The organism is Phenylobacterium sp. (genome assembly GCF_030693805.1).
Classification (GTDB): Bacteria; Pseudomonadota; Alphaproteobacteria; order Caulobacterales; family Caulobacteraceae; genus Phenylobacterium.
Map to the genome: position 1 here is coordinate 1 of NZ_JAUXZW010000241.1, position 12814 is coordinate 12814.

The 12814-nt window shown below is 69.6% G+C and carries 15 protein-coding genes; 14 read left to right on the plus strand and 1 reads right to left on the minus strand.

Annotated elements, in window-relative coordinates; all coding sequences use genetic code 11:
* The 10 genes from Q8M88_RS09270 to trmB form a co-directional block, all read left to right on the plus strand.
* Nucleotides 1–321 (plus strand): GNAT family N-acetyltransferase (locus Q8M88_RS09270; protein ID WP_305596640.1); only part of this gene is annotated, 321 nt, incomplete at its 5' end.
* Between the two features lie 73 nt (nucleotides 322–394).
* Nucleotides 395–766 carry a Fur family transcriptional regulator gene (locus Q8M88_RS09275; protein WP_305596664.1) on the plus strand — a complete coding sequence of 124 codons (372 nt, stop codon included), beginning with the start codon at nucleotides 395–397 and terminating at the stop codon, nucleotides 764–766.
* Between the two features lie 48 nt (nucleotides 767–814).
* Nucleotides 815–2155: a tRNA (N6-isopentenyl adenosine(37)-C2)-methylthiotransferase MiaB gene (gene miaB / locus Q8M88_RS09280; protein WP_305596666.1), complete on the plus strand. Its 1341-nt coding sequence runs from the start codon at nucleotides 815–817 to the stop codon at nucleotides 2153–2155.
* Complete coding sequence (locus Q8M88_RS09285; protein WP_305596642.1) at nucleotides 2152–3120, plus strand: PhoH family protein; 969 nt, start codon at nucleotides 2152–2154, stop codon at nucleotides 3118–3120. The genes miaB and Q8M88_RS09285 overlap by 4 nt, the downstream gene beginning before the upstream one ends.
* Nucleotides 3117–3587 carry an rRNA maturation RNase YbeY gene (gene ybeY, locus Q8M88_RS09290; RefSeq protein WP_305596644.1) on the plus strand — a complete coding sequence of 157 codons (471 nt, stop codon included), beginning with the start codon at nucleotides 3117–3119 and terminating at the stop codon, nucleotides 3585–3587. Before Q8M88_RS09285 ends, ybeY begins: the two co-directional genes overlap by 4 nt.
* Complete coding sequence (locus Q8M88_RS09295) at nucleotides 3580–4479, plus strand: hemolysin family protein (protein WP_305596646.1); 900 nt, start codon at nucleotides 3580–3582, stop codon at nucleotides 4477–4479. Before ybeY ends, Q8M88_RS09295 begins: the two co-directional genes overlap by 8 nt.
* 6 nt (nucleotides 4480–4485) lie before the next feature.
* On the plus strand, nucleotides 4486–6063 hold the full coding sequence (gene lnt, locus Q8M88_RS09300; RefSeq protein WP_305596648.1) for an apolipoprotein N-acyltransferase: 1578 nt from the start codon (nucleotides 4486–4488) through the stop codon (nucleotides 6061–6063).
* Between the two features lie 49 nt (nucleotides 6064–6112).
* On the plus strand, nucleotides 6113–6541 hold the full coding sequence (locus Q8M88_RS09305; protein WP_305596650.1) for a helix-turn-helix domain-containing protein: 429 nt from the start codon (nucleotides 6113–6115) through the stop codon (nucleotides 6539–6541).
* Between the two features lie 103 nt (nucleotides 6542–6644).
* On the plus strand, nucleotides 6645–7865 hold the full coding sequence (gene metK / locus Q8M88_RS09310) for a methionine adenosyltransferase (protein ID WP_305596652.1): 1221 nt from the start codon (nucleotides 6645–6647) through the stop codon (nucleotides 7863–7865).
* 22 nt (nucleotides 7866–7887) lie between these two features.
* The gene (gene trmB, locus Q8M88_RS09315) at nucleotides 7888–8565 is read left to right on the plus strand and encodes a tRNA (guanosine(46)-N7)-methyltransferase TrmB (protein WP_305596654.1); all 678 of its coding nucleotides are present in this window, start codon (nucleotides 7888–7890) and stop codon (nucleotides 8563–8565) included.
* Here trmB and ppa read toward each other — a convergent pair.
* The gene (gene ppa / locus Q8M88_RS09320) at nucleotides 8562–9092 is read right to left on the minus strand and encodes an inorganic diphosphatase (RefSeq protein WP_305596656.1); all 531 of its coding nucleotides are present in this window, start codon (nucleotides 9090–9092) and stop codon (nucleotides 8562–8564) included. The two genes, trmB and ppa, sit on opposite strands and share 4 nt — an antisense overlap.
* A 266-nt stretch (nucleotides 9093–9358) precedes the next feature.
* Here ppa and rimP point away from each other — a divergent pair, with 266 nt between their 5' ends.
* From rimP to Q8M88_RS09340, 4 genes are all read left to right on the plus strand, one after another.
* A complete protein-coding gene (rimP, locus tag Q8M88_RS09325) occupies nucleotides 9359–9901 on the plus strand; it encodes a ribosome maturation factor RimP (RefSeq protein WP_305596658.1) in 543 nt (180 codons plus the stop codon).
* A 13-nt stretch (nucleotides 9902–9914) separates the two neighbouring features.
* A complete protein-coding gene (nusA, locus tag Q8M88_RS09330; protein ID WP_305596660.1) occupies nucleotides 9915–11621 on the plus strand; it encodes a transcription termination factor NusA in 1707 nt (568 codons plus the stop codon).
* 37 nt (nucleotides 11622–11658) lie between these two features.
* Nucleotides 11659–12339 carry an RNA-binding protein gene (locus Q8M88_RS09335; protein ID WP_305596668.1) on the plus strand — a complete coding sequence of 227 codons (681 nt, stop codon included), beginning with the start codon at nucleotides 11659–11661 and terminating at the stop codon, nucleotides 12337–12339.
* Nucleotides 12340–12388: 49 nt separating this feature from the next.
* On the plus strand, nucleotides 12389–12814 hold a 426-nt coding region (locus Q8M88_RS09340), incomplete at its 3' end, for an IF-2-associated domain-containing protein (protein ID WP_305596662.1).

Sequence of the window (12814 nt, forward strand, 5' to 3'; positions counted from 1 at the left end):
GAGGCGCCGGGGCCCGTGGGTATGATGCTGTGCCGCGTGGTCGCCGACGACTGCGAAGTGCTGACCATCGCCGTCGATCCGCAGGCGCGGCGGCGGGGCGTGGCGCACGCGCTCGTCCAGGCGGCCCTGCTCGCGGCGGCCCAGGCCGGAGCCACGGCCGCCTTCCTGGAGGTCGCCGTCGACAACCCCGCCGCCGAGGCGCTGTACGCCGGCCTGGGATTTCGGCGGATCGCCACGCGCCGCGGCTATTACAGCCGTCCTGGCGGCGAGGAGGTCGATGCGTTCGTGATGCGTATCGACCTTAACGCCGCGCTCCCGTAGTCGTATGCTTCACGCCTGAACGCCGGAGAAAATCGTGTCCGACCGGATCGAAAAGCTTTGCCTGGAAAAGGGCATGCGGATGACTGAGCAGCGCCGCGTCATCGCGCGCGTGCTGTCCGAAGCGCATGACCACCCGGATGTGGAGGAGCTGCATCGCCGGGCGCACGGCGTCGATCCGCACATCTCGATCGCCACGGTGTACCGCACCGTCCGTCTGTTCGAGGAATCGGGGATCATCTCGCGCCACGACTTCCGCGACGGCCGCTCGCGCTACGAGGAGGCCACGGACGTCCACCACGACCACCTGATCGACATGAAGACGGGCAAGGTGGTGGAGTTCGTCGACCCCGAGATCGAGGCCCTGCAGGAGGCGATCGCGCGGCGCCTGGGCTTCAAGCTGGTCGACCATCGGCTGGAGCTCTACGGCCTGCCGATCGAGGAGTAGCGGGACCGTGGGTTGCGCCGCCTTGTCGCCAACCCCATAACCAGCGCCATGTCCGCTGCTCCGCCGGCCAGGCGTCTCTACATCAAGACCTACGGCTGTCAGATGAACGTCTATGACAGCGAGCGGATGGCCGATGTGCTGGCCCCGCTCGGCTATGCGATGTCGGACCGGCCGGACGACGCCGCCCTGGCGGTGCTCAACCCCTGCCACATCCGCGACCAGGCCACCGAGAAAGTCTACTCCGAACTCGGCCAGATCCGGCTGATGAAGCTCGCCCGCGCCGAGGCCGGCGAGGTGATGACCGTCGCCGTCGCCGGCTGCGTCGCCCAGGCCGAGGGCGAGGAGATCATGCGCCGCCAGCCCGCCGTCGACCTGGTCGTCGGACCGCAGGCCTATCACCAGTTGCCCGAGCTGATCGCCCGCACCCATCGGGCCCGCGGCGAGAGCCTCGCCTGCGATTTCGAGCCGCAGGCCAAGTTCGACGCCCTGCCGGCCCGTCGTCCGTCCGGCGTCACCGCCTTCCTCACCGTGCAGGAGGGCTGCGACAAGTTCTGCACCTTCTGCGTGGTGCCCTATACCCGTGGCGCCGAGTGGTCGCGCCCCGCCGCCGACATCGAGACCGAGGCCCGCGGCCTGGCCGAGCGCGGTGTCCGCGAGGTCACCTTGCTGGGCCAGAACGTCAACGCCTATGACGGCGCGGAGGGCGGCCTCGCCGGCCTCGTGCGCCGCCTGGCGGCGATCCCGGGCCTCGACCGCATCCGCTACACCACCAGCCATCCGCGCGACATGGACGACGCCCTGATCGCCGCCCACGGCGAGGTCGAGGCGCTGATGCCCTATCTGCACCTGCCGGTGCAGTCGGGATCGGACCGGATCCTGCGGGCGATGAACCGCGGCCACGGCGCCAAATCCTATCTCGCCCTGGTCGAACGGATCCGCGCCGCGCGCCCGGACCTGGCGCTGTCCAGCGACTTCATCGTCGGCTTCCCGGGCGAGCGCGAGGAGGACTTCGAAGCGACCCTGGACCTGATCCGCGCGGTCGGCTTCGCCGGCGCCTTCTCGTTCAAGTACTCGCCGCGCCCCGGCACCCCCGCCGCCGCCATGCCGGGACAGGTGCCCGAGGACGTCAAATCCGAGCGTCTGGCCCGGCTGCAAGCGCTGCTGGAAACCCAGCAGCGCGCGTTCAACGCGGCCCAGGCCGGCAAGGTGCTGCCGGTGCTGTTCGAGAAGTCCGGCCGCTACCCCGGCCAGATCATCGGCCGCAGCCCCTATCTCCAGGCGGTCTATCTGGAAGCGCCGGATCGTCTGATCGGCCAGATCGTTGCTGTGGAGATCAACCGCGCCGGCCCCAACAGCCTGGTCGGCGCCCGCGTCTTGGAGACTGCGTGAGTCGCGCGCCCGAATTCATTTCCCTGTCCGACGCCGCGGTGCGCGCGGTGACCGGCGCCAACAGCCGCCACACGGCGCTGATCGAAGACGCGTTCGGCGTTCTGATGGAGACTCCCGGCGGCGGGGTCTCGGTCGACGGCGACTCCCGCGCCCGCGCCGCCGCCAAGCGCGCCGTGCAGACCATCGCCGAACGCGCCGACAAGGGCCTGGAGATCGCCGAGGCCGATGTGCGCGTCGCCATAGGCCAGGCTCGCGCGGGCCAGCCCGCAGGCTCCGGCGGCGGCCTTCTCGGAACCCTGCCGATCGGCCGTCGCGGCCCGGTGTCGCCGAAGACCGCGGCCCAGGCCCGCTATCTGCAGGCGCTCAGCAACTGCGAACTGGTGTTCGGTCTGGGTCCCGCCGGCACCGGCAAGACCTTCCTCGCCGTGGCGCACGGCGCTGGCCTGCTGCTGCGCGGCGACGTCGACCGGCTGGTGGTCACCCGCCCGGCGGTGGAGGCGGGCGAGCGGCTGGGATTCCTGCCCGGCGACCTCACCGAGAAGGTCGATCCCTACATGGCGCCGGTCTGGGAGGCGCTCACCGACATCCTCGGCGGCGAGCAGCTCCGCCGTCGTCGCGAGAAGGGCGAGATCGAGGTCGCGCCGGTGGCCTTCATGCGCGGCCGCACGCTCAGCCACGCCTTCGTCATCGTCGACGAGGCGCAGAACACCTCGCGCCTGCAGATGAAGATGTTGCTCACCCGCCTGGGCGAGGGCGCGCGCATGGCGGTGACCGGCGACCCCAGCCAGGTCGATCTGGTCAATCAGAACGACTCGGGCCTCGCCCACGCCGTCAGCCTGCTGGACGGGGTGGAGGGCGTCGGCGTCACCCGCTTCGCCGTCGAGGACGTGGTTCGCCATCCCATGGTCGAGCGCATCGTGCGCGCCTATGAGGCCGATGCGGCCAAGCGCGGGCGCGTCGGTTGATCGACGTCGAGATCGAGGCGGACGAATGGGCCGCCGCCGTACCGCAAGCCGCCGATCTGGTGCGTGACGCCGCGCGCGCCGCGCTGGCCATGGCGCCGGAGGGCGACGCCGATGACGCGGCGGCCATCCTGCTCACCGACGACGAGGCGGTGGCCGAACTCAACGCGCGCTTCCGTGACAAGCCGGGCCCGACCAATGTGCTGTCCTTCCCGGCGCCCGACAATCCCGAGCATCATCTGGGCGACGTGGCGCTGGCCTACGGCGTCTGCGCCCGCGAGGCTGTGGAGCAGGGAAAGCCGTTGGGCCACCACCTGCAGCATCTGGTGGCGCACGGCATGCTGCATCTCTTAGGATACGACCATATGAGCGACGTCGAGGCCGAAGCTATGGAAGGCCTCGAGCGCGCCATTCTCGCCACGCTGGGGGTCCCTGATCCCTACGCGGCGGAACAGGGAGACCATGGCTGACACCGACGATTCGCGCCCGTCCGGGCCGCCCCGCAAGCCGGGCGGCTGGCGCGGTTTCCTCGGCCGGATGCTGCTGAAGCTCGGCGTCGAGCCTCCGCTGCCGCTGCTCGAGCCCAACCGGGCGTCCGAGGATCTGGTGGAGCACGCCCAGGCGTTCCACGACCTGCGGGTCGAGGACGTGATGAAGCCCCGCGCGGACATCCTGGCGCTGGATATGACCTGCACCTTCGAGGAAGTGGTCGCCCACTTCGCCGAGGCCGAACATTCGCGCATGCCGGTCTATCGCGAGAACCTCGACGATCCGGTGGGCGTCGTGCACGTGAAGGACATCTTCAAGCTGCTGGCCGCCGCGCCCTCGCGCCGGCCGAAGCCGCGCGATCCCGTTCTGCAGCGCCGCCGCCACTTGGTGCGCAAGGCGCTGTACGTGCCGGTCTCCATGCGCGCCTCCGAGCTGCTCGGCCTGATGCGCTCCAGCCATAGCCACATGGCGCTGGTGATCGACGAGTTCGGCGGCACCGACGGCCTGGTGACCCTGGAGGACCTGCTCGAGCGTCTGGTCGGCGAAATCGCCGATGAGCACGACGAGGCCGATGACGCCGGCCCGCCGATCGTCGAGGACGAGGGCGGCTGGATGGTCGACGGCCGGGTGCTGGTCGAGGATCTGGAAGCGGCCATGGGCGGCGTCGATCTCGCGCCTCCCGACGTCGACGAGGAGATCGACACGGTGGCGGGCCTGGTGACCGTGCTGGCCGGGCGCGTCCCCAGGCCGCGCGAGCGCATCCCGCACCCCGGCGGTTTCGCCTTCGAGGTCGCCGCCGCCGACCCGCGCCGGGTGAAGCGGGTGCGTGTCCACCGGCCGCCGACGGCGCCGATCGTCGAACTCGACGCGTGATCGCGCGTGATCCGCCTGACCACGGCCTGGCGGATTCGGCTGGCGGCCCTCGCCGCCGGTCTCGCAGCCGGGCTGGCGCATCCGCCGTTCGGCCTGCTCCCTGGCCTGCTGGGCTATGCGGTGATGCTGGCCTGCGCCGACAACGCCGGGCCACGACCCCTGCGCTCGGCCTTCTTCCGCGGATGGCTGGCCGGCGTCGGTTATTTCTCGATCAGCGTCTGGTGGGTGGTCGAGGCGTTCATGGTCGACGCCGCCGAACAGGGCTGGATGGCCCCGTTCGCGCTGGCCTTGATGTCCGCCGGCCTGGCGTTGTTCTGGGGCGCGGCGCTTTGGCTGTATCGGCTGGCCGGCGTGCGGGGCGTCAGCCGGGTGCTGGTGTTCGCCGGCGCCTTCGCCGCACTCGAGTGGTTGCGCGGCCACCTGTTCACCGGCTTTCCCTGGAACCTGCCCGGCGAGACCTGGCGCGCCGGATCGCCGCCGTCCCAGGCCGCCGCGGCGATGGGCGCGTATGGACTCACCTGGCTGACCGTGGCGATCGCCGCCGCGCCGGCGCTGGCCTTCGACAAGTCGCCGCGCCGCCGCCGCATGATCGCCGTCGGTTTGGCGGCCGTCGCGCTGGTGACCCTCTACGCCGCCGGCGCATGGCGCCTGGCCCAGCCGCTGGGTCCGCCGGACGGCCCGCTGATCCGCGTCGTCCAGGCCGACATCGACCAGAAGGACAAGTGGCGGCCGGAGAACCTCGAACAGATCTTCGCCACCTATCTCGACCTCACCCAGCGTGGCGCGCCAGGCCAGCCCGATCTGGTGATCTGGCCGGAAGGCGCTCTGCCTGTGGTGATCAATGACCTGATGGCCCCAGGCTCGCCCTACGCGCGACGCCTGACCCAGGCGCTCAAACCCGGCCAGACGCTGATGATGGGCGCCAACCGCGCGGAGCCGCGCGCCCGGGCCGAGACGCTCTATTTCAACAGCCTGATCGCCTTCCGCCGCGTGGCGGGCGGCCTGCAGATCTCCGGCGTCTACGACAAGCACCGCTTGGTGCCGTTCGGGGAATTCCTGCCGCTCGGCGAACTCGCCACGCGCATGGGCCTGCGCAGCCTGGTGCACATGCCTGGCGACTTCGCCGCCGGGCCGCCGCCGCGCCCGATGACGCCCGCAGGCTTGCCGGCGGTGCAGCCGTTGATCTGCTACGAGGCGCTGTTTCCCGGGTTCACCTCCAGGGCCACGCGCGCCGGCGCGCCGAGGCCGCGTTGGATCCTCAACATCTCCAACGACTCCTGGTTTGGAGTGACAAGCGGGCCGCTGCAGCACCTGAATCTCGCCAGCTACCGCGCCATCGAGGAAGGTGCGCCCATCGTTCGGGCGACGCCGACCGGGGTTTCGGCGATCATCGACGCCCGCGGTGAAATCGTCCCCGGAACACGGCTCGAAATGGGCCGGGCCAGCGTTATCGACTCACGTCTGCCGCCGATCGTCCGCGCAACGGTCTACAGCCACTGGGGCGACGCCATTTTCGTCGGCATGCTGCTGATTTCATTGCTTACGGTAGTGCCGCGATGGTTACGGCGCAGCCGTGCGTTGTAAGCAAAAAACCGCGTTTTGCGGATTGGGATGGTTCGTCTAAAGGGGAAGCATGGCCAAGGAAAACGAACTTGAGCGCGCCCCAAATCCCGTTGACCGACATGTGGGGCTGCGGATCCGGCTCCGGCGTCGGGAACTCGGCGTCAGTCAGGAACGGTTGGCGGAGTCGATCGGCCTGACATTCCAGCAGGTGCAGAAGTATGAGCGCGCCGCCAATCGGGTTAGCGCCTCCAAGCTCTGGGAGATGGCCCGCGCCCTGCAGACCACCATCGGCTATTTCTACGAGGGCCTGGGCGACCCAGGCGCGGTCGAGGCTGCGGAGACCATCGGCGAGCGCCAGTCTGTGCACGATTTCCTGCTGACGCCGGAAGGGATGGAGCTGGCGGCCAGCTTCCCGAACATCCGCCGGCCTCGCGTTCGACGCCGCATCCTTGAGCTTGTTCGCGTCCTGGCGGAGCCTGAACAGGCCGAAGACGCCTGATTCCCGCCGCGCAGCTTGCGGGACATAAAGATTTCTTTATTGGTCTGGCGGCCTTTTGACGGACCGCCGCCTGGCGGTCCCGATTGACCGGAGACCTGCGACAGTGAGCCGTTCCAACTACATCTTCACCAGCGAGAGCGTGTCCGAGGGTCACCCCGACAAGGTCGCCGATCGCATCTCCGACACCGTGGTGGACGCCTTCCTCGCCGCTGAACCTGAAGCGCGCGTCGCCTGCGAGACCCTGGTCACCACCAACCGCATCGTGCTGGCGGGCGAAGTCCGAGCCGGCCGGCCGGGCGGCTCGGCGGCCGAGAACAAGGCCCTGACCCGCGACATCATCTCGACGCTCGAGCCCAAGGTCCGCGAGGCGATCAAGGACATCGGCTACGAACAGAAGGGCTTCCACTGGGCCAAGGCCAAGTACGCCTGCCACCTGCATCCCCAGTCGGTCGACATCGCCCAGGGCGTGGATGCGGGCGCGACGAAGGACGAAGGCGCTGGCGACCAGGGCATCATGTTCGGCTACGCCTCGAGCGAGACGCCTCAACTGATGCCGGCGACGCTGCAATATTCCCACGACATCCTGCGCCGGCTGGCGGAAGTGCGTCACTCCGGCGAGTGCGCGGACCTCGAGCCGGACGCCAAGAGCCAGGTCACCCTGCGCTACGAGAACGACGTCCCCGTCGAAGTCCTGCAGATCGTCGTCTCGACCCAGCACAAGAAGCGCATCGGCGACCAGATCGCGACGCCCAAGCGCCTCGCCGCCCTGATCCGCCCCTACGTCGAGGGCGTGTTCCCGGCCGGCCTGCTGACCAAGAAGACCCGCTGGCACGTCAACCCCACCGGCCGCTTCGTCATCGGCGGACCTGATGGCGACGCCGGCCTGACCGGCCGCAAGATCATCGTCGACACCTACGGCGGCGCGGCCCCGCACGGCGGCGGCGCGTTCTCCGGCAAGGACCCGACCAAGGTCGACCGCTCGGCGGCCTACGCCTGCCGCTACCTGGCCAAGAACGTCGTGGCGGCCGGCCTGGCGCGCAAGTGCACCATCCAGATCAGCTACGCCATCGGCGTCGCCCAGCCGCTGTCGTTCTACGTCGACCTGCACGGCACCGGGGAAGTCGATCCGGCCAAGCTGGAGGCGCTGCTGCCGGAGCTGATCGGCGGGGCGACCCCGCGCGCCATCCGCGAGCATCTGGGCCTCAACCGTCCGATCTACGGCCGCACCGCGGCCTACGGCCACTTCGGCCGCCAGCCGGACAACGAAGGCGGCTTCTCCTGGGAAAAGACCGACCTCGCCGACGCGCTCAAGGCGATCGCCTAGAGGTCGGCCCGCGAGGCGGGGCATGGAAGACCCCACGCACCCGCCGCTGCGTTCCTATGGCCGGCTGAAGTCGCGGCCGATCAAGCCGCGTCAGGCCGCGCTGATGGAGACGCTGCTGCCGCAGATCAGTCCGCCGCCCGGCGACTTCGATCCCAGGACGCTGATGGCCGGCGCCCAACAGGCGTGGTTGGAGATCGGCTTCGGCGGCGGCGAGCATCTCGCCGGCCAGGCCGCGCGCCATCCGGATGTCCTGCTGCTGGGCGCCGAGCCGTTCCACAACGGGGTCGCCAGCGCGCTGCGGCACATCGACGAGGCGGGCCTGGGCAATGTGCGCGTCCACCACGGCGACGCGCGCGAGTTGATGGCGCGGCTGCCCGACGCCAGTCTGGCGCGCATCTTCGTGCTGTTCCCCGACCCCTGGCCGAAGTCGCGGCATCACAAGCGCCGGCTCGTGCAGGGCGAGACGATCGACGATTTCGCCCGCCTGCTGGCGCCGGGAGGGAGCTTGCGCTTCGCCAGCGACGTGGCGGGCTATGTGGACTGGGCGCTGGAGCGGATGCTCGCTAACCCCGCGTTCCAGTGGGAGGCGCAGACGGCCGACGACTGGCGCAAGCCGCCCGCCGACCACATCACCACGCGCTATGAGGAGAAACGCCTGGGCGACTGCGCTCCGGTGTTCCTCGACTTTCGGCGGGCCTAGGCCGTCTTGCCGCGCTCGATCGAGGCGCGGATCAGCTCGGCGGTTTCTTCCGGATCCGCCCAGCCCTTGATCTCAACGGACTTGCCCTTTTCCAGGTCCTTGTAGTGCTGGAAGAAGTGGGCGATCTGCTCGGTCAGGATGGCCGGCAGGCCGCGCCAGGACTCCACGCCCACATAGAACGGGTGCAGCGCATCCACCGGCACCGCCAGCACCTTCTCGTCGCCGCCGGCCTCGTCGACCATCATCAGCGTGCCGATCGGCCGGCAGCGGATGATCGCGCCGGGCACCACCGGCGTCGGGCCGACCACCAGGATGTCCATCGGGTCGCCGTCGTCCGCCAGGGTGTGCGGGATGAAGCCGTAGTTGCCGGGATAGAACATCGCGGTGTGCAGGAAGCGGTCGACGAAGATTGCGCCGCTGGCCTTGTCCATCTCGTACTTCACCGGTTCGCCGCCCTGCGGGATCTCGATGACGGCGTTGACGTCGTACGGCGGGTTGACGCCGACGGGGATCTTGGAGAGGTCCATGTAAAAGGGGCCTTGGAAATAGTTGGGGAGGAGGCGCGCTCTCTGAACCATGCGACGGCTTAACGAAAGGCCGCTCGCGCGCCGGGATGCGCGAATCGCCGCGGATGGGCGCCCACTGTGCGGCCCCGTCGCGACCAAGAGGGCTGACAAAGCGCGTTTTGCGGCCTATATTCCTCTCAACATCGTCCGTTAGCGTCGAAAGACGCCTACGAGCGGCGGGCTCCGGCCCGGCCGCTTTTTTATTTGCCGGAGGAACGGCGTAGCTGATGCGCGGCAAGACCGCCGAAGATCTGGGCCTGCTGGAGCTGCTCGACCCCGTGGCGGAGGCGGCCGGCTACGAGATCGTGCGCCTGAGGCTGATGGCCGGCAAGGAACAGCGCCGGCTGCAGGTCATGGCCGAGACTCCGGAAGGCGAGATGAACGTCGAGGGCTGCACGCGCCTGTCGCGGGCCTTCTCCGAAGTGCTGGACGCCGCCGACCCGATCAGCGGCGAATATGTGCTCGAGGTCTCCTCGCCTGGCATCGACCGCCCGCTGACCCGTCTCAAGGACTTCGAAGCCTACGAGGGCCTGGAGGCGCGGCTGGAGCTGGACCGGCTCGCCGAGGGCCGCAAGCGCTTCAAGGGCCTGCTGGCCGGCGTCGAGGGAACCGACGTCGCCATCGACCTGGAGGGCGAGGACCACACCGCCCTGATCCCATTCGCCTGGATCGTCGAGGCCAAGCTGATGCTGACCGACGACCTGATGAAACGCGGGGCCGCGCAACGCGCCCAGCGCCTGCAATCCGAACCCCAACAGACGTCCGAGTAGAAGGGTCCACCCCATGAGCCTGACCGGCATCTCCGCCAACCGGCTTGAACTGCTGCAGATCGCCGAGGCGGTCGCGCGCGAGAAATCGATCGACAAGGAGATCGTCATCGAGGCGATCGAGGAAGCGATCCAGAAGGGCGCCCGCGCCCGCTACGGCGCCGAGCACGACATCCGCGTGCACATCGATCCCAAGACCGGCGAGACGATCGTCAAGCGGGTGGTGACGGTGATCGCCGACGACGCGGTGTTCGAGCCGGTCGACGAGGAGACGCCGGCCGCCGAGCCGATGGGCGTCATCCGCCTGGCCGACGCCAAGCGCGACGACAAGGACGCGGTGGTCGGCAAGACCTACGAAGAGATCCTGCCGCCCTTCGAGTTCGGCCGGGTGCAGACGCAGATGGCCAGGCAAGTGGTGACCGGGAAGGTCCGCGAGGCCGAGCGCGAACGCCAGTACGAGGAATTCAAGGACCGGGTTGGCGAGATCGTCAACGGCGTGGTCAAGCGCGTGGAATACGGCAACGTGGTCGTCGACCTCGGCCGCGGCGAGGGCATCATGCGCCGCGACCAGTCGATCCCACGCGAGAACTTCAACATCAGCGACCGCATCCGCTGCTACATCTACGACGTGCGGCGCGAGACCAAGGGCCCGCAGATCCTGCTCTCCCGCGCCCACGGCGGCTTCATGGCCAAGCTGTTCGCCCAGGAGGTCCCCGAGGTCTACGACGGCGTCATCGAGATCCGCGCCGTGGCCCGCGATCCGGGCAGCCGCGCCAAGATGGCGGTGATCTCCAACGACAGCTCGATCGACCCCGTCGGCGCCTGCGTCGGCATGCGCGGCAGCCGCGTGCAGGCGGTGGTCGCCGAACTGCAGGGCGAGAAGATCGACATCATCCAGTGGAGCCCGGACGAGGCGACCTTCATCGTCAACGGCCTGGCCCCGGCCGAAGTCTCCAAGGTGGTGATGGACGAGGAGGACGAGCGCGTCGAAGTCGTGGTCCCCGACGAACAACTGTCGCTGGCCATCGGCCGCCGCGGCCAGAACGTCCGTCTTGCGAGCCAGCTGACCGGTTGGCAGATCGACATCATGACCGAGAGCCAGGAGAGCGAGCGCCGTCAGCGCGAGTTCGCCGAACGCACCGCGCTGTTCCAGGAGTCGCTGGATGTCGACGAGGTGATCGCCCAGCTGCTGGTCACCGAAGGCTTCGCCACCGTCGAGGACGTCGCCTACGTCGACGCCTCGGAGATCGCCTCCATCGAAGGCTTCGACGAGGACACCGGCGAAGAGATCCAGGCCCGCGCCCGTGACTGGCTGGACCGCGAGGCCGCCGAGTACGACGCCAAGCGCCGCGAGCTGGGCGTCGAGGACGGCCTGCTGGAGATCGAGGGCGTCACCCTGCCGATGGCCGTGGCCCTGGGCGCCGGCGACGTGAAGACCGTCGAGGACTTGGCGGGCCTGGTGCCCGACGACCTGCGCGGCTGGTTCGAAGCCAAGGGCGGCGAGCGGGTGCGCGAGCCGGGCGTCTTGGAGTCCTTCAACCTGGACCCGCAGGACGCCGAGCTGCTGATCATGCGCGCCCGCGTGGCGATGGGCTGGGTCGAGCCGGAACCCGAGCCGGAGCCGGAACCTGAGGCCGAGCTGGAGGCCGGCGGCGACTCCGAGATAGACGACAGCCAGGTCTTCGCCGTCGCCGAGATGGAAGGCGAGGCCCGCGACGCCTAGCACCGCTTCATCCGACGCGCCGGAACGCGAACCGGACCTGGAGACGGCGCACGCCGCTGCGGCGCCGCTGGGCGCTCGCGAACGGCGCGACATCGTCTCGGGCGAGGTGATGGACGAGGCGCGGCTGATCCGCTTCGTCCCCGGTCCGGGCGGCGTGGTGACGCCCGACCTGGCGCGCAAGCTGCCGGGGCGCGGCCTGTGGGTGGCGGCCGACCGAAAGTCGCTGGATGCGGCCGCGCAGCGCAATCAGTTCTCGCGGGCGGCCAAGGCCAAGCTCGTCGTCCCGCCCGACCTTTCCGGACTGGTGACGGCCCTGCTCAAAAAACGGCTGCTGGCCGGACTTGGGCTTGCGCGCCGGGCGGGCGACCTTACCTCTGGGTTCGAGAAGGTCTCCGCCGCGATTTCGTCAGGGCGCTGCGCCTGGATGATCGAGGCCGCCGACGGCGCCGAAGACGGCCGGCGCAAGCTTTTGAACCTCGCCCGCCGGCAATCCAGCCCGCCGCGCCTGTTCGGCGCCGCGAATGCTGAGGAATTGGGTTTGGCCTTAGGGCTGGAGAATGTGATACACACCGCCTTCCTTGCGGGGCGCGCCGCCGAGCGTTGGGGTTCCGACGTTCTGCGGTTCTCAGGCTTTAGCCCGCTCGTTCCAGAGAGTTGGTGCGAGGAGCCTTCAGCGGCGGACGGGACGCATGTCGCCCCGCGCGCTGCGTATGAATGATCGATCCTTTTGGCCGGGCATTGGTCCGGTCGGTGAGTAAAGCGAGCGCATGAGCGACGACAACGACAACGGCCGATCCTCCGCCCCGGGCGGTCGCGCGCCTCTGACCCTCAAGCCCCGCGGCGCGGGGTCGGTCAGCGCGGGCACGGTCAAGCAGAGCTTCAGCCACGGCCGTTCCAAGACGGTTGTGGTGGAGACCAAGCGCGCGCGCACCCATGTGCCGGGCGGCGGCAACCTGGCTGCGCCCTCGTCGGCGGAGAAGCGGGTCGTCGATACGCGCCCGGCCCCCGGCCAGGGCCCGCGCCCGGCGCGCAGCGCCGACGGCGGTCTGTCCAGCGAGGAACTGCAGGCCCGTCAACGCGCCATCGAACTGGCTCGCGAACACACCGAACGCACCGCCGCCGAAGCGCGCGGCCGCGCTGAAGCCGAGGCTGCCGCGGCCCGCGCCGCGACCCAGGCCGCCGCGCCCGCGCCG

Excerpts from the sequence above, each read along its gene's own strand:
- Q8M88_RS09305 (WP_305596650.1), top strand. The coding sequence starts at position 6,113 with ATGGCCAAGGAAAACGAACTTGAGCGCGCCCCAAATCCCGTTGACCGA.
- Q8M88_RS09275 (WP_305596664.1), top strand. The coding sequence starts at position 395 with ATGCGGATGACTGAGCAGCGCCGCGTCATCGCGCGCGTGCTGTCCGAA.
- nusA (WP_305596660.1), top strand. The coding sequence starts at position 9,915 with ATGAGCCTGACCGGCATCTCCGCCAACCGGCTTGAACTGCTGCAGATC.
- rimP (WP_305596658.1), top strand. The coding sequence starts at position 9,359 with ATGCGCGGCAAGACCGCCGAAGATCTGGGCCTGCTGGAGCTGCTCGAC.
- trmB (WP_305596654.1), top strand. The coding sequence starts at position 7,888 with ATGGAAGACCCCACGCACCCGCCGCTGCGTTCCTATGGCCGGCTGAAG.
- Q8M88_RS09295 (WP_305596646.1), top strand. The coding sequence starts at position 3,580 with ATGGCTGACACCGACGATTCGCGCCCGTCCGGGCCGCCCCGCAAGCCG.
- ppa (WP_305596656.1), bottom strand. The coding sequence starts at position 9,092 with ATGGACCTCTCCAAGATCCCCGTCGGCGTCAACCCGCCGTACGACGTC.
- miaB (WP_305596666.1), top strand. The coding sequence starts at position 815 with ATGTCCGCTGCTCCGCCGGCCAGGCGTCTCTACATCAAGACCTACGGC.